At 43.2% G+C, this 23,314-nt stretch carries 21 protein-coding genes; 15 read left to right on the top strand and 6 right to left on the bottom strand.

What is annotated here, in order from left to right; genetic code table 11:
- Positions 1 to 75 precede the first annotated feature (75 nt).
- Entirely contained in the window at positions 76 to 561 is a 486-nt protein-coding gene (gene sixA / locus PR675_RS07830; RefSeq protein WP_004921240.1) for a phosphohistidine phosphatase SixA, read from the top strand.
- 97 nt (positions 562 to 658) lie between these two features.
- Here the strand turns inward: sixA and smrB are convergent, their stop codons facing one another.
- Entirely contained in the window at positions 659 to 1,201 is a 543-nt protein-coding gene (gene smrB / locus PR675_RS07825) for an endonuclease SmrB (protein WP_004921238.1), read from the bottom strand.
- Between the two features lie 243 nt (positions 1,202 to 1,444).
- On the opposite strand from smrB, the gene hutI reads away from it, so the two are divergent.
- The 11 genes from hutI to PR675_RS07770 all read left to right on the top strand — a co-directional run bounded on the left by hutI (position 1,445) and on the right by PR675_RS07770 (position 13,697).
- Positions 1,445 to 2,683 carry an imidazolonepropionase gene (hutI, locus tag PR675_RS07820; RefSeq protein WP_014656290.1) on the top strand — a complete coding sequence of 413 codons (1,239 nt, stop codon included), beginning with the start codon at positions 1,445 to 1,447 and terminating at the stop codon, positions 2,681 to 2,683.
- Positions 2,684 to 3,048: 365 nt separating this feature from the next.
- The gene (hutC, locus tag PR675_RS07815; protein ID WP_004921235.1) at positions 3,049 to 3,792 is read left to right on the top strand and encodes a histidine utilization repressor; all 744 of its coding nucleotides are present in this window, start codon (positions 3,049 to 3,051) and stop codon (positions 3,790 to 3,792) included.
- Between the two features lie 380 nt (positions 3,793 to 4,172).
- Positions 4,173 to 5,858: a urocanate hydratase gene (hutU, locus tag PR675_RS07810; RefSeq protein ID WP_004921233.1), complete on the top strand. Its 1,686-nt coding sequence runs from the start codon at positions 4,173 to 4,175 to the stop codon at positions 5,856 to 5,858.
- A gap of 12 nt (positions 5,859 to 5,870) precedes the next feature.
- Positions 5,871 to 7,403 carry a histidine ammonia-lyase gene (hutH, locus tag PR675_RS07805; RefSeq protein WP_040133301.1) on the top strand — a complete coding sequence of 511 codons (1,533 nt, stop codon included), beginning with the start codon at positions 5,871 to 5,873 and terminating at the stop codon, positions 7,401 to 7,403.
- Between the two features lie 206 nt (positions 7,404 to 7,609).
- Positions 7,610 to 9,007 (top strand): amino acid permease, encoded by a 1,398-nt coding sequence (locus PR675_RS07800; protein WP_014656287.1) that lies wholly within the window; start codon positions 7,610 to 7,612, stop codon positions 9,005 to 9,007.
- A gap of 161 nt (positions 9,008 to 9,168) precedes the next feature.
- On the top strand, positions 9,169 to 10,101 hold the full coding sequence (prmB, locus tag PR675_RS07795) for a 50S ribosomal protein L3 N(5)-glutamine methyltransferase (RefSeq protein WP_004921227.1): 933 nt from the start codon (positions 9,169 to 9,171) through the stop codon (positions 10,099 to 10,101).
- A gap of 74 nt (positions 10,102 to 10,175) precedes the next feature.
- Positions 10,176 to 11,273, top strand: a complete 1,098-nt coding sequence (gene aroC, locus PR675_RS07790) for a chorismate synthase (protein ID WP_004921225.1) — start codon at positions 10,176 to 10,178, stop codon at positions 11,271 to 11,273.
- A 170-nt stretch (positions 11,274 to 11,443) separates the two neighbouring features.
- Positions 11,444 to 12,247: a TSUP family transporter gene (locus PR675_RS07785; RefSeq protein WP_014656286.1), complete on the top strand. Its 804-nt coding sequence runs from the start codon at positions 11,444 to 11,446 to the stop codon at positions 12,245 to 12,247.
- A gap of 16 nt (positions 12,248 to 12,263) precedes the next feature.
- Positions 12,264 to 12,812, top strand: a complete 549-nt coding sequence (locus PR675_RS07780; protein ID WP_060561132.1) for an elongation factor P hydroxylase — start codon at positions 12,264 to 12,266, stop codon at positions 12,810 to 12,812.
- Between the two features lie 29 nt (positions 12,813 to 12,841).
- Positions 12,842 to 13,114 carry a YfcL family protein gene (locus PR675_RS07775; RefSeq protein WP_004921219.1) on the top strand — a complete coding sequence of 91 codons (273 nt, stop codon included), beginning with the start codon at positions 12,842 to 12,844 and terminating at the stop codon, positions 13,112 to 13,114.
- 58 nt (positions 13,115 to 13,172) lie between these two features.
- Positions 13,173 to 13,697 carry a GNAT family N-acetyltransferase gene (locus tag PR675_RS07770; protein ID WP_004921217.1) on the top strand — a complete coding sequence of 175 codons (525 nt, stop codon included), beginning with the start codon at positions 13,173 to 13,175 and terminating at the stop codon, positions 13,695 to 13,697.
- A 135-nt stretch (positions 13,698 to 13,832) separates the two neighbouring features.
- Here PR675_RS07770 and mnmC read toward each other — a convergent pair whose 3' ends face one another.
- Complete coding sequence (mnmC, locus tag PR675_RS07765) at positions 13,833 to 15,887, bottom strand: bifunctional tRNA (5-methylaminomethyl-2-thiouridine)(34)-methyltransferase MnmD/FAD-dependent 5-carboxymethylaminomethyl-2-thiouridine(34) oxidoreductase MnmC (RefSeq protein ID WP_204375572.1); 2,055 nt, start codon at positions 15,885 to 15,887, stop codon at positions 13,833 to 13,835.
- Between the two features lie 204 nt (positions 15,888 to 16,091).
- On the opposite strand from mnmC, the gene fabB reads away from it, so the two are divergent.
- Positions 16,092 to 17,306: a beta-ketoacyl-ACP synthase I gene (gene fabB, locus PR675_RS07760; RefSeq protein ID WP_060561130.1), complete on the top strand. Its 1,215-nt coding sequence runs from the start codon at positions 16,092 to 16,094 to the stop codon at positions 17,304 to 17,306.
- A gap of 59 nt (positions 17,307 to 17,365) precedes the next feature.
- Here the strand turns inward: fabB and PR675_RS07755 are convergent, their stop codons facing one another.
- From PR675_RS07755 to PR675_RS07740, 4 genes are all read right to left on the bottom strand, one after another.
- Entirely contained in the window at positions 17,366 to 17,809 is a 444-nt protein-coding gene (locus PR675_RS07755; protein ID WP_060561129.1) for a hypothetical protein, read from the bottom strand.
- Positions 17,810 to 17,986: 177 nt separating this feature from the next.
- Positions 17,987 to 19,504, bottom strand: a complete 1,518-nt coding sequence (locus tag PR675_RS07750) for a tripartite tricarboxylate transporter permease (RefSeq protein WP_060561128.1) — start codon at positions 19,502 to 19,504, stop codon at positions 17,987 to 17,989.
- 10 nt (positions 19,505 to 19,514) lie between these two features.
- Positions 19,515 to 19,946 carry a tripartite tricarboxylate transporter TctB family protein gene (locus tag PR675_RS07745; protein ID WP_004921207.1) on the bottom strand — a complete coding sequence of 144 codons (432 nt, stop codon included), beginning with the start codon at positions 19,944 to 19,946 and terminating at the stop codon, positions 19,515 to 19,517.
- 12 nt (positions 19,947 to 19,958) lie between these two features.
- Positions 19,959 to 20,933 (bottom strand): Bug family tripartite tricarboxylate transporter substrate binding protein, encoded by a 975-nt coding sequence (locus PR675_RS07740; RefSeq protein WP_004921205.1) that lies wholly within the window; start codon positions 20,931 to 20,933, stop codon positions 19,959 to 19,961.
- A gap of 291 nt (positions 20,934 to 21,224) precedes the next feature.
- On the opposite strand from PR675_RS07740, the gene tctD reads away from it, so the two are divergent.
- Entirely contained in the window at positions 21,225 to 21,893 is a 669-nt protein-coding gene (tctD, locus tag PR675_RS07735; RefSeq protein ID WP_004921202.1) for a transcriptional regulator TctD, read from the top strand.
- Positions 21,890 to 23,308 carry a sensor histidine kinase gene (locus PR675_RS07730; protein ID WP_014656281.1) on the top strand — a complete coding sequence of 473 codons (1,419 nt, stop codon included), beginning with the start codon at positions 21,890 to 21,892 and terminating at the stop codon, positions 23,306 to 23,308. The genes tctD and PR675_RS07730 overlap by 4 nt, the downstream gene beginning before the upstream one ends.
- The last annotated feature ends 6 nt before the right edge of the window (positions 23,309 to 23,314 follow it).

The raw sequence follows: 23,314 nt of genomic DNA, 5'->3' as shown, positions 1-23,314 counted from the left end.
GGTGACTCTGACAATAAATTATTTTAACAAAAAGATTAGCCAGTGCTATTTGCTAGGCTACTCAGATGGTGGATTATGCAAGTTTATATTATGCGTCATGGTGATGCCGCACTACAGGCTGCAAGTGATGCGGCAAGAGCGTTAACTCAAAAAGGGAAAGATGATTCGGTATTGATGGCTCAATGGTTGAATAAACGTCATCCAGAGATTGATCATGTCCTAGTAAGTCCTTATCTTCGAGCAGAGCAAACACTACAAACTGTCCGTGAGCATCTTAGCCTACCTGAACAAGCTACGGTAATGGAGATGTTAACACCCGGTGGGAATGCGGCATTTGTGGCAGATCATATTCGTGACCTAGCAATAATGGGAGCGAATGCCGTATTGGTGGTATCTCATCTACCTCTTGTCGGGTATTTAGTTTCAGAGTTATGCCCTCATGAAGCACCTCCGATGTTTATCACTTCTTCGATTGCCTGCATTGAAATGGATGTGAAGCACCATAAAGCCCATTTAGATTGGATGCTCAGCCCAGCTCAATTACTCTCAGTCAATCAGTAATGGCGACCAGTTAGCCCCTAGGGGCTTTTAAACGGTCTGTTGTCGTGATGAAAAATGGCTAAAGTTGTATTGTGTAATATGAAGACGCTGAAAATTGCTAGCGCCTAATGTGTTCTTGAGTTTCAATTAATAAGAGTAGTGACGCATTCCCGCCCCATTCTTTAGGTGCTTGATGAAAAGCAAGAATATCTGGGTGTTGGGCTAACCACAGTGGCGTTTGCTGCTTTAAAATATGCTTACCATGGCCGTGCATAATGCACGCACAAAAGACATTTTCGCGTTTACATGCGGCAATCAGCGCCCCAATTTCCTGTTTCGCTTCTAATTGCGTTAAGCCATGCAAATCAAGAAAAAGTTCAGGAACATAATCGCCTCGACGCAATTTTTTCAGTTCGTAAGGGCTAGAGCCGGGTTTCAAATAGCGAGTTGGGCCTTCATCTTCCAATTGAGGTTGAAATTCATCTGAAAAATAAAATGAAGCATCGATTTGTTCTTGTTGGACTTTTTTACTTGAAGGATGAGTGACTTTTGTTCGCACAGGAGTATGCAAGATTTGATCTTGTGCTATCTTTTTTGTGCCGCGAATAGCTTCTTTAAATAGATGAATGTCATCTTTGTCTAATTCAAATTTATTTTTCATTCGATTAATTATCTTAGCTAGCTGTTTAATTATCTTTTTCAGATAGTACTTATCTACATTAGTGTAACCTATTTTTGATGACGAAGGTTATAGCTGTGGATTATAAGATTTAACTAACAAAATTTTAACGTTATGGGCAGTTTACATTGACAATTGTAGCTGTATTGACTAATTGTATATACATATATATACCTGTTATCTATTGCAGTGGTAAATGTACTTATTAAACCCATAGGATCTGTTATGTCATTTAAAACACTTGCTCATGATGTCGTCTGGCGAAATGGCCGCATTGCTACAATGGATCTGGGATCTAACGTGGCATATGGACTCTTAGAAAATCACGATATGGTCACGCGAGAGAATAAGATCGTGGCGATTGAACCAAAAGGTGAGTTAGATACAGCTAATTGTAAAGTAGTGGATCTAGAAGGGCGCTTAATTACACCAGGTTTAATTGATTGCCATACGCATTTGGTTTTTGGTGGCAATCGTGCGGCCGAGTGGGAGCAGCGGATGAATGGTGTCTCTTATGAGACTATTAGCCAACAAGGTGGTGGGATTAACTCTACTGTACGTGCCACGCGAGCGTTAAATGAAGATGAACTCTATCAGGTTTCACAACCGCGATTAGAGGCGCTGATCCGTGAAGGTGTCACAACCATTGAGATGAAGTCAGGCTATGGCTTGGATTTGAAGAGTGAGCAAAAACAGCTCATGGTTGCCAAAAAATTAGCCGAAGCATACCCAGTAACAGTCAGTTCAACTTTGCTATCAGCGCATACGGTACCGCCTGAGTATAAAGATAAAGCTGATGAATATATCGATCTAATTTGTACGGATATTATGCCAACATTGTGGCAGCAAGGGTTATTTGAAGCCGTTGACGTCTTTTGTGAGACGGTGGGCTTTTCGCTAGAACAGAGCCAAAAACTATTTGCAGCCGCACAAAAATTGGGGATCCCAGTCAAGGGGCATGTTGAGCAGTTGTCCAACCTTGGAGGCAGCGAACTGGTTGCTAGTTATCGGGGGTTGTCGGTTGATCATATTGAGTATCTTGATCTTAATGGTATTCGTGCACTAAAAGAGAGTGGAACAGTAGCCGTTTTACTTCCGGGCGCCTTTTATTTCTTGAGAGAGAAAAAATTGCCACCTATAGAACTGTTGCGTGAACATCAAATACCAATGGCGGTATCAACGGATTTTAACCCTGGCACAAGCCCTTTCGCTTCACTACGTATGATCATGAATATGGCTGCTGTACTATTTAGATTAACACCTGAAGAAGTATGGGCTGGAGTTACCTGTCATGCTGCGAAAGCATTAGGTCGCGAGGCAAGCCATGGACAGCTTAAGGTCGGCTATCAGGCTGACTTTGTGGTTTGGAATGCGGTTGACCCCGTTGAGATGATTTATGAGCAAGGTAGCCAGCCATTATATATGCGAGTTTATCAAGGCAATATTAGTCATCATAACTCATAAGTGAATTAAAGTATCAGATAGTTTGCACGCTGGTGGAGTAGGAACGGGATGAGAATATAAACCGTTCCTTCAAATAGAATAATGTCGATAAAATCAGCTGATTATTAGTTATTTTTGTTAGAAATTCATTAAATCATAAAATTCCTATTGTTTGGTGTTGCCAACATTATCAATTTGTTGTGTGGTAATATATGCCGTAAGGGGTTTTTGTTAGCCTTTAATTGGTAAATAGACTTGTAGGATATTTACAGAGGGTTAAGTTTTATTTGCGACTGTCAGAATATCCGCTATTTGATAGCACAACTTAATAGTATAACGGTAACCCTAAGTTTTTACTTTAAGGGTTTGGCATTTTACTTTTTAAAATGGAAACGATTGTGACAGCAGAAAAAAAAGGTAATAGAGACAACCCGATCCCGCTCTATTTGCAAGTAAAACAGTTAATAACAGAAAAAATCCATACAGGTGAGTGGCAGGCGAATGATCGTGTTCCCTCGGAATCTGAATTGGTCAAACAATTCGAATGTAGCCGTATGACGGCAAATCGTGCATTAAGGGAGCTGACAGCAGAAGGGCTGTTAGTCAGGGTTCAAGGGGTCGGTACATTCGTCGCAGAGCCAAAAGGCCAATCAGCGCTATTTGAAGTTCATAGCATCGAGTCCGAAATTCTGGCAAGAAATCATCAATATAGCTGTAAAATTATCAAGCTAGAAGAGGTTGCTGCATCGGTTTCGTTGGCTGCGGAATTGAATATCGCCCCTGAAACAAGGGTATTCCATTCAATTATTATTCATTACGAAAATGATGTACCAGTGCAAATTGAAGATCGGTATGTCAATGCGCTAGCGGCTCCTGATTATCTACAACAAGACTTTTTGACCATCACTCCTCATGATTACCTTTCTATGGTGGCGCCATTAACAGAAGGTGAGCATATCGTTGAGGCCATTGAAGCCGATGAGCGCGCCGCTAAATGGCTGAATATTGCGTTAGGCTCTTCTTGCTTATTAATTTCAAGACGTACATGGTCCCAATCATTTGTGGTGACTAGCACGAAATTATTATTTCCGGGGCATCGCTATAAATTGAAAGGGCATTTTACCTCTTAGTATCTCAAGGCAACGCTATTTTATGGGGTTGCTTTCCTAGCGTATTTTATCGAATAAATGTTGAAAATCACGTCTATATTGACCATGAGTAGAAGGTTTATCTTAATCTCATGGTGAATTTTGATATTTCCCGCTAAAACCCTTGAAATATGTGAATTAATTGTAAATTTAATGTGATCTCACTGGCAGATTTAGAAGAAAATTTAACCACCAATTTGATGTGGTTTTTTTATAATCCATTGAAACATAATATGTAATTATTATTTATCTGCATTTCATTCTCAATTTTGATGTTAAATAGGGTATTGATTGTACATGTATATACAACTATACCTATATAAAGACGTTATCAGTACAAGCTGAATCTATCGAAAGAGGGTATGAATGTGACAACGATAAATAATAAATACAGAAATGGTGATATCAGAGCACCACGAGGTAACACTCTCAGCGCGAAAAGCTGGTTGACTGAAGCCCCTTTACGTATGCTGATGAATAACCTAGATCCTGATGTTGCCGAAAATCCACATGAACTGGTCGTTTATGGCGGTATTGGTCGTGCGGCACGTAATTGGCAGTGCTATGACAAAATTGTTGAAACACTTAAAAATTTAGAGAGTGATGAAACTCTACTGGTCCAATCTGGCAAGCCCGTTGGCGTCTTTAAAACCCATGAAAATGCCCCTCGCGTATTAATCGCAAACTCAAACCTTGTACCACATTGGGCTAACTGGGAACACTTTAACGAATTGGATGCGAAAGGGTTGGCAATGTATGGTCAAATGACGGCGGGTAGCTGGATTTACATTGGTAGCCAAGGCATTGTTCAAGGGACTTATGAAACTTTCGTTGAAGCAGGGCGCCAACATTATAATGGTGACTTAACTGGGCGCTGGGTACTCACGGCAGGGTTAGGCGGTATGGGCGGGGCGCAGCCGTTAGCAGCAACACTCGCGGGTGCCTGTTCACTGAATATTGAATGTCAACAAAGCCGTATTGATTTTCGCTTGCGTACCCGTTATGTGGATGAGCAAGCGACCGATCTGGATGATGCATTGGCGCGTATCAAAAAATACACCTCGGAAGGGAAAGCTGTATCAATCGCCTTATGTGCTAACGCGGCTGAAATCTTACCAGAGTTAGTGAAACGTGGCGTTCGCCCAGATATGGTTACCGACCAAACGAGTGCTCACGATCCTCTCAATGGTTATTTACCTGTTGGGATGAGTTGGGAAGAGTATCGCGAGCGTAGCGTGAAAGATCCTGAAGGCACAGCGAAAGCAGCAAAAGCATCGATGGCTGAACATGTTAAAGCGATGCTCGCCTTCCAAAAACAAGGCATTCCAACATTTGATTATGGTAACAATATCCGTCAAATGGCCCTTGAAATGGGCGTCAAAAATGCTTTTGATTTCCCTGGGTTTGTACCTGCTTATATTCGCCCATTATTCTGTCGCGGTATTGGTCCTTTCCGCTGGGTGGCGTTATCCGGTGATCCTGAAGATATTTATAAAACAGATGCAAAAGTAAAACAGCTTTTACCTGACGATAAGCATTTACATCGTTGGTTAGATATGGCGCGTGAACGTATCAGCTTCCAAGGCTTACCCGCACGTATTTGTTGGGTTGGCTTGGGGGATAGGGCGAAATTAGGTTTAGCTTTTAATGAAATGGTAAGAAGCGGTGAAGTTTCAGCGCCGATCGTGATTGGTCGAGATCACCTTGATTCAGGATCAGTTGCCAGCCCAAACCGCGAAACAGAAGCGATGAAAGATGGTTCAGATGCCGTCTCTGATTGGCCTTTACTGAATGCCTTATTGAATACAGCAAGTGGAGCAACATGGGTTTCATTACACCATGGTGGAGGGGTCGGTATGGGCTTCTCTCAACATTCAGGGGTGGTGATTGTGTGCGATGGCACTGATGAAGCTGCTGAGCGGATTGCTCGTGTTCTACACAATGACCCAGCGACAGGTGTCATGCGCCACGCTGATGCGGGTTATGATATAGCGATTCAGTGCGCACAAGAAAAAAATCTTAACCTACCGATGTTAAAAACACGCTAAGAGGAGCCGGGCATGACTAAGTTAACTATCCATCCAGGAAAAATGTCACTGAATGATTTGCGTATTGTGCTTGCACAGCCTGTAACGGTTGCTCTCGATAAACGCTCTCATTTGGCAATCGAAAAAAGTGTGGCAACGGTAAATAAGATTATTGCTGAAGATAAGACGGCATACGGTATTAATACAGGATTCGGTTTATTAGCCAATACCCGAATCGCTGCAAAAGATCTGCAATCGCTGCAACGCTCTATTGTGATGTCACATGCAGCGGGCGTGGGTGAACCGCTTGATGACGAATTGGTTCGTCTGATTATGGTTTTAAAAATTAATAGTTTAGCTCGTGGCTTCTCTGGTATTCGATTAGAAGTGATTGAAGCCCTAATTGCGTTAGTGAATCACCAAGTTTATCCCTTTATTCCTGCTAAAGGTTCAGTTGGTGCCTCTGGTGATTTAGCACCTTTAGCGCATATGAGTTTGCTGCTACTTGGTGAAGGGAAAGCACGCTATCAAGGTAAATGGCTCAGCGCTAAATCGGCACTTGAAAAAGCAGGGCTAAAACCGTTGAAACTGGAAGCGAAAGAAGGTCTAGCACTATTAAACGGCACCCAAGTATCAACGGCGTTTGCGCTAAAAGGGTTATTTGAAGCTGAGAACTTGCTGCTAAGCGGTATTGTTTGTGGCTCTCTGAGTGTGGAAGCGGCATTGGGGTCACGCAAACCATTTGATGCGCGCGTCCACGAGGTGCGTGGTCAAAAAGGGCAAATTGATGTTGCAAGACTATTTCGTGAGGTGTTAACACCAACGAGTGAGTTGGCTCAATCTCATGAAAATTGCGTTAAAGTACAAGACCCTTATTCGTTACGTTGCCAGCCTCAAGTGATGGGGGCCTGTTTGACGCAAATTCGTCAAGCGGCTGAGGTAATTTTAATCGAGTCGAATGCTGTTTCTGACAACCCATTAGTCTTTACTGATAATGGTGACATTATCTCTGGCGGTAACTTCCACGCGGAGCCAGTGGCAATGGCTGCGGACAACATCGCGCTTGCTTTAGCCGAAATCGGTGCACTGTCTGAACGACGTATTGCGTTATTGATGGATACGCACATGTCTCAATTGCCACCATTCCTCGTTAATAATGGCGGGGTCAACTCTGGTTTTATGATTGCTCAGGTAACTGCGGCAGCATTGGCGAGTGAAAATAAAGCATTAGCACACCCATCCAGTGTTGATAGTTTACCGACCTCGGCAAACCAAGAGGACCATGTCTCTATGGCGCCAGCAGCAGGCCGCCGCTTGTGGGAAATGGCAAAAAATGTGACAGGCATTTTAGCCATTGAATGGTTATCGGCATGTCAAGGGATCGACTTCCGTGAGGGCTTAAAATCAAGCGAGGTATTAGAAAAAGCCCGTCACATATTGCGTGATAAAGTCGCGTATTATGATAAAGACCGCTATTTTGCCCCTGATATTGATGCGGCAATTCAGCTCATTACGGAACAAAAGCTATCAACATTGTTCCCTGAAAACTCGGTTTTTCCTAAATAATACATCACGCAAATAATAAGCGGTCGGCAATGTATCGGCCGCTTGTAGTATTTATCTGCACGACCATTATTAAAAATAGTACCCATTAATCTTCAAGCGACATGAGAGATAGATATCTGTCTGTCACCTTAGTGAGCTTGTGTCTACTCATCATTCTGATAAGTAGCTTGAATGATTTAGGGTATATAAAAAACGAAGGATAAATCATGCAAAGCACAACAAAACTTACGCGTGGACTTTCTGCGCGTCACATCCGGTTTATGGCCCTCGGGGCAGCGATTGGTACAGGTCTTTTTTATGGTTCAGCAAAAGCGATTGAAACGGCAGGCCCTGCGGTTTTAATTGCTTATATTATTGGTGGCGCGGCGGTTTTTATGGTGATGCGCGCCCTAGGGGAAATGGCGGTACATAATCCCCTTGCTGGCTCCTTCTCACAGTATGCAAGTCACTATTTAGGTCCACGAGCAGGTTTTTTTGCTGGTTGGACATATGTTTTTGAAATGCTCATTGTCTGCTTAGCAGACGTCACCGCATTTGGTTTTTATATGAAGCTCTGGTTTCCTGAGGTCGCTCAGTGGATCTGGGTTTTGAGTATCATCTGTTTTATCGGGGCAATTAACCTTTGTCATGTAAAAGTATTTGGTGAAATGGAGTTCTGGCTCTCTATCATCAAAATTGTTGCAATTATCGCGATGATCATCGGCGGTGCGGCGATTATGGTGTTTGGTTTTGGGCAAGCCTCTGAGCATGCAGTCGGTATTACAAACCTATTTGAGCACGGTGGCTTTATGCCAAATGGGATCGGAGGGGTTATCGCATCGTTTGCCGTGGTAATGTTCGCCTTTGGGGGCATTGAAGTCATTGGTATTACGGCAAGTGAAGCTAAAAATCCTGACGTAACAATTCCTCGTGCTATCAATGCGGTACCAATTCGTATCCTACTCTTTTATGTCTTAACTTTATTTGTCTTAATGTGTATTTACCCTTGGAATCAAATTGGTCACCAAGGCAGTCCATTTGTACAAATTTTTGATAGCCTAGGCATTGCATCGGCCGCAAACATTTTGAACGTGGTAGTGATCACCGCAGCAATCTCCGCTATCAACAGTGACATCTTTGGGGCGGGCCGTATGATGTATGGTATGGCACACGAAGGGCAGGCGCCGAAAGTATTCACTAAACTGACCAAAAATGGTGTGCCATGGATGACCGTACTGGTGATGTCAATTATTTTGCTGGTTGGGGTGGTATTGAATTATCTGATCCCTGAAAAAGTGTTCTTAGTGATTGCATCGATTGCAACCTTTGCCACGATTTGGGTATGGCTGATGATCTTGGTATCACAGGTAGCCATGCGCCGCAAAATGACGCCAGAGCAGGTGAGTAAACTGAAATTCCCTGTACCATTATGGCCAGTTGGTCCAGCACTTGCCATCATATTTATGCTATTTATCTTTGGGGTACTCGGTTATTTTGAAGATACACGTATTGCTTTATATGTGGGTATTGTTTGGTTGGTGATTTTAGCCGTCGTTTATGCACTGTGGGTTAAACAACCCAATGCGGAGACTGACGTAAATTACAACGCTGAGTCGGTAGAATAACGACTTATCCTAAGAGGCCTCCAGTTTAAACAGGGGGCCTTTTGACATTAAATAGCTTCCCCTCTGTTTTCCTCGCGATTTTATTGTATTAATCTGCTGATTTGTGTCTCACTTCGTGGCAAACTTGAACACTTTCGATATACAGTCTGGAGAAACCCTTCTTGGAAAAGATCTTCGTTGATGAAGCTGTTGCTGAGCTTCATACCATTCAGGACATTTTACGTTGGACAATGAGCCGCTTTAATGCTGCCAATGTTTATTATGGTCACGGTACTGATAATGCATGGGATGAAGCGTTACAATTAGTGCTACCAACGCTTTACTTACCTCTTGATGTACCGGATGAACTATTGACCTCGCGCCTGACTCCAACGGAGCGTCATCGTATCATTGAACGTGTATTGCGTCGTATTAATGAGCGTGTTCCAGTGGCTTACCTGACTAACTGTTCGTGGTTCTGTGGACATGAGTTCTATGTGGATGAGCGTGTATTAATTCCTCGTTCACCAATTGGAGAGCTTATCAACAACCATTTTGTTGGCTTGTTGGCTGATGAGCCGCGAACGATACTTGATATGTGTACAGGGAGTGGCTGTATCGCAATCGCCTGTGCGTATGAATTCCCTGAAGCGGAAGTGGATGCGGTCGATATCTCGACCGATGTGCTTGCCGTTACTGAACACAATATTGCGAATCATGGTTTAGAGCACCGCGTTATTCCTATCCGCTCTGATCTGTTTAGGGATATGCCTGACGTTAAGTATGATTTAATTGTGACTAATCCACCTTATGTTGATGCTGAGGATATGGATGATTTACCGGAAGAGTTCCGCGTTGAGCCTGAATTGGCGCTAGCGGCGGGAAGCGATGGTTTAAAATTGGTGCGTCGTATTTTAGCAAATGCACCACGCTTTCTGAGTGATGAGGGTGTATTGATCTGCGAAGTCGGTAACAGTATGGTACATCTGATTGAACAATACCCAGAAATTCCCTTTATTTGGTTAGAGTTTGAGTATGGTGGTGATGGAGTATTTATGTTGACGCGTGAGCAATTAGTTGAACATCATGCTCATTTTCAACTTTATATTGATTAAGAAAATATTGCGCGGCATTCTAATCAACCACAACATCAAAATAACAATCATGAAATATTAATTAGGAATTTGGTATGGCAGGAAATTCAATAGGGCAACTGTTTCGGGTTACCACTTTTGGGGAATCTCATGGCTTGGCTTTGGGGTGCATCATTGATGGTGTGCCACCAGGGCTAGCATTAACAGAAGCCGATCTACAAGGGGATCTTGACCGCCGCCGTCCGGGAACGTCTCGTTATACTACTGCACGTCGAGAGCCTGATCAGGTCAAAATTCTATCTGGGGTATTTAATGGCGTCACTACGGGAACCAGCATAGGCCTATTGATTGAAAATACCGATCAACGTTCTCAAGACTACAGCGCAATTAAAGATGTCTTTAGACCAGGGCACGCAGATTATACCTACGAACAAAAATATGGTCAGCGCGACTACCGTGGAGGCGGGCGCTCTTCTGCTCGTGAAACGGCTATGCGTGTTGCGGCTGGAGCAATCGCTAAAAAATACCTACAAGAAAAATTGGGGATCACGATACGTGCCTGTTTGACACAAATGGGGCCAGTGAAATGTGAAATCAAAGATTGGTCTATTGTTGAGCAAAACCCTTTTTTCAGCCCTGACCCTAGTCAATTAGAAGCGCTAGATGAGTTACTAAGAGGGCTAAAAAAAGAGGGAGATTCGATTGGCGCGAAAGTGACTGTCGTGGCTGAGAATGTACCAGCAGGATTGGGAGAGCCTGTATTTGACCGCTTAGATGCAGATATTGCTCATGCTTTAATGAGTATTAATGCTGTTAAAGGGGTTGAAATTGGGGATGGTTTTGGAGTAATTGGCCTGAAAGGGAGTGAAAACCGCGATGAAATCACTCGCGAGGGCTTCACTTCAAACCACGCTGGGGGCATTCTAGGGGGGATAAGTAGCAGCCAACCTATTATTGCGCATATCGCGATGAAGCCAACCTCCAGTATTACCGTTTCAGGTAAAACGCTAAATCGTGATGGTGAAGAAGTTGAAATGATCACCAAAGGTCGACATGACCCTTGTGTTGGTATTCGAGCCGTACCTATTGCAGAAGCAATGATGGCGATTGTATTGATGGACCACTATTTGCGTCACCGTGGGCAATGTGCTGATGTTATACCCACAATGAAACCATTTTCAGGATTGTCGTAAAGAGTGCGTAAGGGGGCATCGTCTCCCTTATTGTTAATATGAAGGTTTGGATGATGCCTCCTTAAAAATACCTCATCTGGGCAGTGATACTCTGTGGGCTTATATTTGTTTATCAGCGGCAGAGTAGATTACGTATCGCCGTAATGGCAATTCTGTTACTTGGATTAAAAATGGATTGGCTGACTGTTGTTGCACCTGAAATTTATTTATTACTTTTCTGTGTTGCATTGTTCGCGGGATTTATTGACTCCATAGCTGGCGGCGGGGGGTTATTAACCATCCCTGCATTACTTTCTGTCGGTATAACGCCTGTTGAGGCACTTGCAACTAACAAACTCCAAGCAGTTGGAGGTTCGTTTTCATCGTCACTCTATTTTGTTCGACGTAAAGCGATTAACTTACGAGAGCAAATGTTCCCCTTTATCATGACGATCATTGGTGCCATGTTAGGCGCCATCTTGATCCAAATGATTAATACGGATTTTCTCAAACAGCTCTTGCCTATCATGGTTATCTGCGTTGGCCTGTACTTTTTGTTAACACCGTCAATTGGTGCACAAGATCGTAAGCAACGTATTAGTATGCCTGTTTTTGGGGTTGCTGTTGGTATGACGATGGGTTTTTATGATGGCGCATTTGGGCCGGGAACTGGGTCATTTTTAGCATTAGGCTATGTGTTATTGTTGGGGTATAACCTTGCTAAAGCGACTGCCCATGCTAAGTTACTGAACTTTGCCTCAAATTTTGGCTCTTTAATATTTTTTATTATCGGAGGTCATGTTCTTTGGGTGCTCGGTTTTGTTATGCTTATCGGCCAAATGGTTGGCGCAAGACTAGGCGCTCGCTTGGTGTTAACGAAAGGGCAAAAACTGATCAGGCCAATGATTGTGATCATCTCTTTGCTGATGAGTATTAAATTGCTCCATGACAGCCATGGCGATGCCATCAAAGCTTGGGTTGTTTCATTATTTTAAAATGATTTGAATTTCCATGATTAAACATCATTATCAGCAGTTGATTGATATTTTTGAACAGTGCTTTGGCGAAGAGTACAACACCAAATTGGTGAAAGGTGACGATGAGCCAGTTTATTTACCGGCCGATGAGCAAACACCTTATCATCGCATTGTCTTTGCACATGGTTTTTTCACCAGCGCACTGCATGAAATTTCGCATTGGTGCATTGCGGGAGAGGCAAGACGCCAGCAAGTCGATTATGACTACTGGTATTGCCCCGATGGTCGTGATGAAAAAACGCAATGTGCATTTGAAGTCGTTGAAATCAAACCTCAGGCGTTAGATTGGTTATTTTGTGTAGCGGCTGGCATTCCTTTTAATGTCAGTTGCGACAATCTAGAAGGGGATTTTGAGCCTGACCGTATCGCATTTCAGCGCAAAGTACATGGCCAAGTGATGGAATATTTAGCAAATGGTATTCCTGAAAGGCCATTACGCTTTGTGAACGCGTTACAAACGTTTTACAATACTCCACCACTTTGTGCAGAAGACTTCCCTTATCCGGAAGATATTTTTGCCTAATGACACATTAACGAGAGTAAGGATTAAGCATGCTTGCGGATTTTGAAACACGCATACTGACAAAAATTGATGATATGGTCGAACACGCAAGTGACGATGAATTATTTGCGGGCGGCTATTTGCGTGGGCATCTAACCCTTGCTGTCGCAGAGCTTGAACAAGAGAATGAAACCAGTGTTGATGCACTTTATCAACGTGTTGAAGAGAGTATTCAGCAGGCAATTAAAGGGGGAGAGCTCACCCCACCAGATCAAGTGCTGGTTTTAGGTATGTGGAAATCCTTACTGGATGACGTGCGTTAATCTCACACTATATTGATTATTAAGAGGAGGAAGCTCCTCTTTTTTATAGGTTTATTTTATGTTTCATATTCGCCAAGCACAGCCGTGCGACGCAAAAAAACTCCCTACTATCGAGCGCTCTGCCGCGCAAGTATTTCGTGGTCATCATCAATTTGCTTGGATTGCTGACGATGAAGTGCAATCAGAGCAAGATCATCTACAGTTTATTCAGGACAATAGGGAATGGGTGGCGGTAGATAATGACGATCAGCCCATTGGCTTTATTAATGTCGACAAATTAACGCATAGCCTCCATATCGGTGAAATTTCTGTGTGCCAATCGTGGCAGGGTAAGGGCGTAGGTCGGGCATTAATTCAGCATATTCTCCATTATGCGTTACAACATCACTTTGACTATGTGACGCTAACCACTTTCCGTGAAATCCCTTGGAATGCACCGTATTATCAGCGTTTTGGATTTTCTATCATTGATGAAGAGGCTCTACCCACTGAGCTAGAAGAAATTCTACAACAAGAAATTGATGCTGGGTTTAATGCTGCTGATCGTTGTGCAATGAGGATTAAAACAGTCCGTCCGAATTAAGATAGCAGTAACTTACTGTTTTTAGACGTTAATAGCCGCATTGAACGAATGCGGCTATTTTTTGCTGTTCATTCATATCGCTTTTTAAGCGATAAAGCGCTCGATATTATTACGTCAATAGAGCACAGGATTCAGTTATTTTATGATGTTTTCTTGTAGCATCACTTTAACTTCACGGCCTTTGAGCAATTTTCTCACCCAAAAGCGGTTAGGGTGCAATGCGGCTAACGTTTCATCATCTAAAGGCAGTGGTTCATTAAAGATTTGTGCGGCGAGTAACTCACCACACAAAGGCGCGGTTGAAAGCCCTCGTGAGCCTAACGCCCCTAAGATAAAGAGATTAGGATAGGTTGGGGCGAGTACAATATTTGCCTGTTTTTCCATCTGTTCAGGTAAATTTTCATAAGCTGCCATTAATTGCGTAAAGTGAGGGATATTCCCCACTAGTGGCATATGGTCGCGGATCACACAGCGGATCCCTTGGCGAGCTTGTTGAGCAGAAACATCAACCTCTTCTGGCCAACTCACATCGGGCAAACTATTGAGCAGTTTTTGGCGATTATCTTGCTGGTCTACTTCACTGTATGCAAAATCTAAGTGGTTACGCTGGTAACTTGCCCCAATACAGTGCTGCTGGTTATTGGGATTTACTGGGGTTAAATAACCTTCATAGCATAATACATTGTTAAGTTGGCTTAATGATGGTGTCGTTGGGATATGACTCACTTGCCCTTTCACGGGGGTCACTGGAAGTTGTTGGGTTTGTTGAAACTGGGTAAGTAAATGACCATTAGCAATGACAACCGTTTGATGCAAATATTGTTGCTGTTTGCCGGAAACATTCGCTGATAAAGTCCACCCTTCCTCAGAATGCTGTAATTGCTCAACATCGTGATTAAAATGAAATTGAACGCCTTTTTCAGCGAGATAGCGCATAAGGCTTTCACATAATTGAGCGGGGCAAAGCCATCCCCCTTTAGCATAATGAATACCAGCATGGTTAACATCAAGACCTGCTAACTCGGTTAACTGCTCACGTGTCTTTGCAGCCGCGAACGCAGCAGGCCACTCAGTTTGCAGCATCGCATCAATTTTTTTGCGGCTTCTTTCATGGTAGGCTAGCTCAGAAACACCACACCATTGGCTATCAAATGGGATCCCCGATTGGGAAAGATGACGATAAAAGCGGTGCGCATAAGGGAACGCACTGACGAAAAAACGCTCTAGAGGGTTATCACGCCCATTGAGAAGTGGGTAGACCGCCCCTTGGCGGTTGCCAGAAGCATTTTGTGCCACTTGTTGGTCTTTGCAATAGAGCGTGACGTTAGCACCGCGCTGATTTAAGGCATAGGCGGTGGTTAAACTGGCGAGACCTCCGCCTATGATAGCAACATCGGTTGGTATTGCAGCTGGCTGACGAGCGAACCAAGGTGTCATCATTTCGTCATGCTTATCCGCTAAGCTGCCTGTTAACATTTCCCGTTTACGACCAAAACCTTTAATTTTTTTGATAGTGAAACCCGCTTGTTGTAATCCGCGTTTCACAAAACCCGCAGAGGTAAAGGTCGCAAAAGTGCCTCCTTGGCGGGCAAATTTAGCCATTGCAGTGAACAGTTGTTCGCTCCACATTTGTGGGTTTTTAGAAGGTGCAAATCCATCTAAAAACCAAGCATCTATCTTATTGTTTAAATTGCTATTAAGTAGAGGTAATTGTTCATTTACGTCACCAAACCATAAATCAAGAATGATTTCCCCATTTTTTAAGATAATACGTTGGTTACCGGGTAGGGGATCAGGCCATTTTTCACAGAGCATTTGGGAGAGTGGATCTAGCTCAGGCCAACGGCTGTGGGCTGCTTTTAGGTCTTCTTGGCTGAGGGGGTATTTTTCAAAACTGATAAAGTGTAAGCGTTGTAGTTTTGCGTTGGGATGATTTTGCTTAAACTCTTCAAAACATTGGCATAAAGTAAGAAAGTTTAACCCAGTACCGAAGCCTGTTTCGGCAATAACACAGGTTTCAAAAGGATGTATTTCAAAGCGCGTTGGAAATTGATTTCCTTGTAAAAAAACGTAGCGAGTTTCTTCAAGTCCATCTTGATTAGAAAAATAGACATCATCAAATTGTTCTGATACTGGCGTACCTTCATCATTCCAGCTAAGGCGGGCTGTTTGCACGGCTGACTTTTTCACACTTATGCCTGTTCTTATCCAAATAATCATTGAATTTTAGCGCCGAACAGGCATCAAGGCTACCTTTGAACAAAAATGTTATTATGTTCGATGAAAAAAAAATACAAATATTTACCCTGATCGGACTTGTTCAGCTTACAAGTGTAAGCTAAAGTGACAACCTGTAATCCCGTACTCACATTATTAAAAGACATGAGGTAATGAATGAAGCGTGCAGTCATCACTGGCCTGGGTATTGTTTCCAGTATTGGTAATAACCAGGAAGAAGTACTGGCTTCTCTGAAGGAAGGTCGTTCCGGGATCACTTTCTCAGAAGAATTCAAAGAGGCGGGGCTGCGTAGCCACGTCTGGGGTAATGTAAAAATGGATACTGACGGTCTGATTGATCGTAAGATCCGCCGTTTCATGAGTGATTGCTCAGTTTACGCCTATCTGTCTATGGAGCAGGCAATTAGTGATTCGGGTTTAACAGACGAACAAGTTTCGAATTTACGTACTGGTTTAGTGGTTGGTTCTGGCGGGGGCTCTCCGCGTAACCAAGTTGCTGGCTCTGATGGTATGCGTGCAAAAGGCCTTCGTGGTGTAGGCCCTTACATGGTTACACGAGCTATGGCATCTGGGATCTCAGCTTGCTTAGCAACACCTTTTAAAATTAAAGGGGTGAACTACTCAATCAGCTCTGCTTGCTCCACTTCTGCACACTGTATTGGTCATGCAGTTGAATTGATCCAGTTAGGTAAACAAGACGTTGTATTTGCAGGTGGCGGTGAAGAGTTGAGCTGGGAAATGACCTGTGAATTCGATGCAATGGGTGCATTGTCAACAAAATACAATGATACTCCAAGCAAAGCATCAAGAACCTACGATACTGACCGCGATGGTTTTGTTATTGCAGGTGGCGGTGGTATCGTGGTGGTTGAAGAGCTTGAGCACGCGCTCGCTCGTGGTGCCCATATCTACGCTGAAATTGTTGGTTATGGCGCAACGTCAGATGGTGCTGACATGGTTGCCCCTTCAGGTGAAGGTGCAGTACGTTGCATGCAAATGGCTATGCAAAGCATTGATGGTAAGGTTGATTACATCAATACACATGGTACTTCTACCCCTGTGGGTGATACGAAAGAGCTCGAAGCGATTCAAGAAGTATTTGGTAATGACTCACCCGCTATTTCTGCCACTAAGGCAATGACAGGGCACTCTTTAGGTGCTGCGGGTGTTCACGAAGCCATTTATAGCTTATTAATGTTAGAGCATGGCTTTATTGCACCAAGTATCAACGTCGAAAACTTAGACCCTAAAGCTCAAGGGCTGAATATTGTTACGAAACCGACAGAGCAAGCATTAGAGACAGTTATGTCTAACAGCTTTGGCTTTGGGGGGACTAACGCAACGTTAGTGATGAGCAAATATAAAGGCTAATTGGTCTTTCACGCTATCAAATTAAAAGCGAGAACCTCGATTCTCGCTTTTTTTTATGGTCAATCACCGCCGCCGCCACCGCCACAATCTCCTCCACCTGAATCACCGCCTGAAAAGTGGCCACTATGGTTATCGTCAGAACGACTTGTATGATGATGGCTGTCTGAATCACTGCTTGGTGATAAATAGGGCGGATGTGATGATGATGTATTTGACGGAAAACGGAACACATCTTTTTTAATATTAATCACTTTTGCTTTGTTATCCACTACGCCAATTGTAATGACACTGACATTCTTAGTGAGGCGTAGTACCAATTTGCCATCGCAATACAGATGGACTTTACCAACCGTTTTCGCTAATAGCTCACCATTATCTTTATACGTTATTGTGGCAGGGTACTCGCTACTGATTTGGTATAGGTTATTGAATACAGTCACAAATTGATTATGATGAAGTGGCTTAGGCTGCCATTTAAAAAAAGCTTGTAACAATTTAAGCATAACAAATAATGTCGTCTAAGAGTGCTCACTGAGTATAAATAGGTAAAGGGAACATTGGCTGACTTGCTGAATGTTTAACGCCTTGTACTAAATGCAATGTGATGCTCAGTAATAAAAAATGCCCCTAACTACCGGTCGGGGCAAAGTTTACAGAGAAATCGATGAGATAATATAAGCTTAATCCGAGAGGGTGGATGGTTGGTGTTGGCGCTTTTTACGTATTAATTTAATAATTGGTGGTAGAGCGAGAACAAGTACAGCTATTACCAGTAAGCATTGAGAAATCGAACTACTCCAAAGAATATCGAAATCACCATTACTGATAGATAAAGAGCGACGTAAATTTTGTTCCAACATCTCGCCAAGAACAAAGCCAAGGATCAACGGCGATAATGGGAAATTCATTTTCCGTAGGATATAGCCAAATATGCCAAGTCCCATCATGAGTAGTAAGTCAAATGTAGTACTGTGAACCGCGTATACTCCAACGGCTGATATGGTGGCGATTGTCGGTACTAAGAACCAAAGTGGCACAGAGAGCATGCGTGTGAATAGCCCAATTAATGGAATATTCATGATCAATAAAACGATATTGGCTATCAACAATGCCGCGACTAATCCCCACACAATATCCGGTTGTTCCGTGAACATGCCAGGACCTGGAGTAATGTTATACAGTGTTAATGCGCCCATCATAACGGCGGTCGTACCTGAACCGGGAACCCCAAGGGTCAACATTGGGATAAATGAGCCACAGGCTGAAGCATTATTAGCAGCTTCTGGCGCTGCAACACCTCGTACATCACCGTTACCAAACTGGTTGTTAGCCCCACTGATTTTTTTCTCTGTCATATAGGTAATAGCACTGGCGATGGTAGCACCTGCTCCGGGGAGGACACCGACAAAAAAACCGATAAAAGAGGAGCGTAACGTAGGGCCAGCACAAGCTTTAGCCTCTTTACGATTGAACAGCATACGGCCTGTTTTACGGATCAGCCCTTGGCCTGTTGCAGTTCCTTCTAACATCAATAGAATTTCACTAACGGAAAATAGCCCAATAACGAGCACAATAAATTGGATGCCATCCGATAAATTGACACTATTGAAAGTAAAGCGGTACTCACCAGAGTTTGCATCAACACCCACCGTGGCGAATGCGAGGCCAATTAATGCAGCCAGTAGGGATTTAACTGGGTTTTGGCTCATCATACTGCCAAGGCACGCGATGGCAAATACCATGAGCGCAAAGTATTCGGCGGGGCCGAACGCCAGCGCCCATTGTGCAAGTAATGGGGCGAATAGAATGATCCCGAAGATAGCGATAGTAGAGCCGATAAAGGAACTTACCGCTGAAATTGATAACGCCACCCCACCTTTACCCTGTTTTGCCATAGGGTAGCCATCAAGGGTTGTCATAATCGCGGCAGCATCACCGGGCACGTTTAATAAAATAGACGAGATTCGACCGCCATATTCACAGCCTAGGTAGACGGTTGCCAACAATATTAAAGCCGATTCAGCAGGCAGTTTAAGGGCAAAAGCGAGCGGTAAAAGTATTGCAACGCCGTTTACTGGCCCTAATCCAGGCAACATACCGACAACCGTACCAATAAAGCAACCGATAAGTGCGATCACTAGGTTTTGTGGAATTAGTGCCACTTCAAAGCCTTGTGAAAGGTACATCCAAGTTTCCATGGCTATCTCCTTAATTAAACAAGTTGCCAATTGGCAAAGTGACATCCAGTAGCTTGTCGAAAGCATAAAAAAGCGTGATACCTAATACTGGGCCGGAAATGATGGCAGCAATAGGTGTCGCGCCAAACAGCAACGCAATACTGATAGTCAATAGAGAGGTCGATAACGGGAAGCCTAGCCACTCAAATACCCAAGCATAGATAACCAATGAAAGGATGAGTAATACTAAGCGACGTAACACATATGCCTTAGGCCATTCAATCGCTTCTTGTTTACCAACAAGTAAGATGAATGCGCATAAAGCCATTAACGAAAGTATGGCTATCGGAAAAGGGCGGGGGCCAAGTGGTTCATAGGCGTATTCACTTTGTATCCCCCAGCCAATATAGAGGCCGATACCACACAATATTAGCCAGACAATGGCGAATATGCGTTGGCTCATTATTGGCCTCCGTTATTTCGCTAAGCCAAATGAACGAGCTTGTTCGCGGTATTGCTCGATCTCTTTTTTGACATAACTATCCAGCTCTTGACCTGTTAAGTTATATTCAAATAACCCGCGTAGCTCACGTTGTTTCTTGAACTCATCGGTTTGTTGGAGTTTTTTGAAGGCTTCAACCCATTGATTATAATCTTCATCTGAGACTTTTGGCCCCATATAGAAACCACGAATAATCGGCCACTCAATGTCGTAACCTTGTTCTTTCGCTGTTGGAATATTTTCAAGGCCATCACCAAGGCGCTTATCGGAATAAACGGCTAATACACGCACTTTCCCATCATTAAGGTAAGGAGCCATTTCACTCATATCACCCGACATGACTTGGATGTGATTACCTAACAGTGCAGTTAAAGTTTCGCCACCGCCTTCAAAGGCCACATAGCGCATTTTGCGCGGATCCACATCAATCTGTTTCGCGAGTAATGCCGTCTTCATCCAATCTTGGCTACCTACCGATCCACCAGCACCAAAGACGATACTGTTAGGGTCTTTTTTGAATGCTTCCATCAGATCTTTTAGATTTTTATAAGGAGAGTCTTCACGAACCGCTATCATGCCGTAATCACTTCCCACACTGGCGAGCCAACGTACATCATTTTCGTTGTAACGACCAAATTTCCCTTGCGCTAGGTTAAGCAGTGAGCCGCCTGAGAAAGCAACGATTGTGCCAGCTTCGGCTGGGCGTTGTGCAACGATGGCATTATAAGCCACCGCGCCAATACCACCAGGCATATAGGTAACACGCATGGGTTTTTCAATTTCTTTGGTTTCGAGTAGGGAAACTTGCACTAACTTACAGGTTAAATCAAATCCACCGCCGGGTTTTGCTGGTGCGATACATTCAGTACGCTCAGGTAGAGCCGCAGCTTGGTTAAGACCAGCAAAGAAAAGGGCAGCAGCGAGTGTCGCTAATGATGTTTTTTTCATTCTTTATTTCCTCACAAAAAAGCAGACAAAAAGAGATGTCATTGTTGTTTTTCTAATCATCATCATGGGCTCATAAAGCTTTCATTTACCTTTCATTAACAAATGAAGTTGTTTTTTTGTGATGAATATCAGATTGTTTATTATTAGTAGTTTTAACTTGTTAATTTAATGTTAATTTGTATTCATATAATATTCTTGTGAGCCACCTTGAAAATATTGTGCTTAAGTATTTTATTTCTCAGGGGTTAATGCGAACGTATACTCAGTATTGAATGAATTGAGAGCATACAAATGAGAATATTATTGGTTGAGGATCATGACGAGTTGTCGTTATGGTTACAAAAAGCGCTTAGTTCGACCGGCTTTGCTGTCGATATTGCGAGTGATGGCGCGATTGCTGATCAATTATTACAAACAGAAAGCTACTCATTAGTGGTATTAGATGTGTCGTTGCCAAGGCTCAGCGGGTTAGAAGTACTTGCCCAAATGAGAAAACGGGGTCAAGAGATCCCCGTGTTGTTGTTAACGGCAAACTCAGATGTCTCAGATAGGGTCAAAGGGTTAAATGCAGGGGCAGATGATTATCTCACTAAACCGTTTGATTTAGCGGAATTAGAAGCTCGGATCAGAGCATTATTACGGCGGAGCCAAGGGCAGGTGAATGAGCCACAACGTTTTGGTTCACTTTGCTACCATGAAGAAGGCTATTTCTTAGTGGATAAAGAGCCGCTGGCCTTAACACCAAGAGAATTCGCAGTACTTAATACATTATTTCATCGTCGTGGGCGGCCTGTCTCAAAGACACAATTATTCGAACAGGTTTTTTCATTGTCCGATGAAGCTAACTTACAGAGTATTGAATTGTATGTGCATCGAGTAAGAAAAAAACTCACAGGAACCGATGTCAATATCAATACGCTTCGCGGATTAGGATACCGATTAGAGCAGTGTAGTGTATGAAATTAGTCTCTCATCCACGCTCTCTCTTTCATCAGTTACTGCTCTTTTTCGGTATCCCCCTCATTATGTTGGGGGGATTCTCCGTTTATACTCACTATTACAGTGCCAAAAACGCGGCAAATCAGGCCTATGATCGGACATTATTGGCTTCGGCTCGTACTGTTGCCGAGCGGCTAAAGGTTGAAAACGGTCATTTGATTGTTGATGTTCCTTATGTCGTTTTAGACAGTTTCGAACGAAATATTAATGACCGATTGTTTTACCAAGTGATTGCGCCTAATGGTGAAACGATTTCTGGCTATGATGACCTACCTGAAATCCCCCCAAATTGGATGCGCTCTCAGTACTATACGGCGCTGGTCTATTTTTATGATGCCGAATATAAAGGTTTGCCTATCCGTGTGGCCACGTTTTATCAACCGATAAATGAAGGTGGCATGATGGGAATGGTGCAAATTCGCGTTGCTGAAACAGTCTCTTCGCGGCATGAGTTTGCTCGTCAACTATTAATATCCTCATTAATGAGCCAAGGTACTGTCGTGTTCCTGACATTAGTGCTGGCCTATTTATTACTGAGTAAGCTATTAACGCCGTTGAAAAAGTTATCTCAGTTAATGATGGGGCGCTCTGCTAATGATCTCACACCTATTCCTGATATTCTGCCATGGTCTGAATTATCGCCACTCGTGGACGCCCTGAATCGCTATATTGAAAGGCTAAAACGGATGGTTAAACGCCAAGAGCGCTTTAGTGCCGACGCTTCTCATCAATTGAAAACACCTTTAACGGTACTTAAAACCCAAGTGTCGGTTGCCCTGAATAGTACAAATGAAGTTCAGCGGCAGCAAAGTCTGCATGCGATTAATAAAACCCTCGACAGTACGATTGTCTTAACTGATAGGTTATTGCAACTCGCGCGTTTAAAAGCGCATGAGAAAGAGGCTATTCGTCACTATCGCGCGATTAATTTAGTGGAGTTAGTCCAACAGGCTTGTTTTACACGATTGGGGCAAGCCGAAAGTAAAGGAATTGACCTTGGTTATGAAGGACAAGAGCAATCATGGATTAAAGGTGAGCCTATTTTATTGGCAGAAATGTGTGCGAACTTAATCGATAATGCCATTAAATATACCCCTGATAACGGCATTGTAACGGTACGGATATTATTAAGTGAAAACAAACAGCATACCATATTAGAAGTTGAAGATTCAGGACCCGGTATCCCCGATAAAAAAATCAGTCGCTCAATGGAAGCATTTACACGCTTAAATAATGCATTAGCTATGGAAGGATCAGGTCTCGGGCTTGCGTTAGTGAAAGATATTGCGATTTATCATGGTACCGACCTGCAATTATTGAAGGGAAGAGAACTCGGTGGTTTGTTGGCAAAGGTGGTGTTTCAAACTAGCCAGTGATAAGTC

Origin of the sequence: Providencia sp. PROV261 (genome assembly GCF_028477945.1) — a bacterium.
In the GTDB taxonomy this organism is placed as follows: Bacteria; Pseudomonadota; Gammaproteobacteria; order Enterobacterales; family Enterobacteriaceae; genus Providencia; species Providencia stuartii.
Note: the sequence above shows the minus strand (reverse complement) of the source record. Positions and strands in the feature narration are given on the sequence as shown.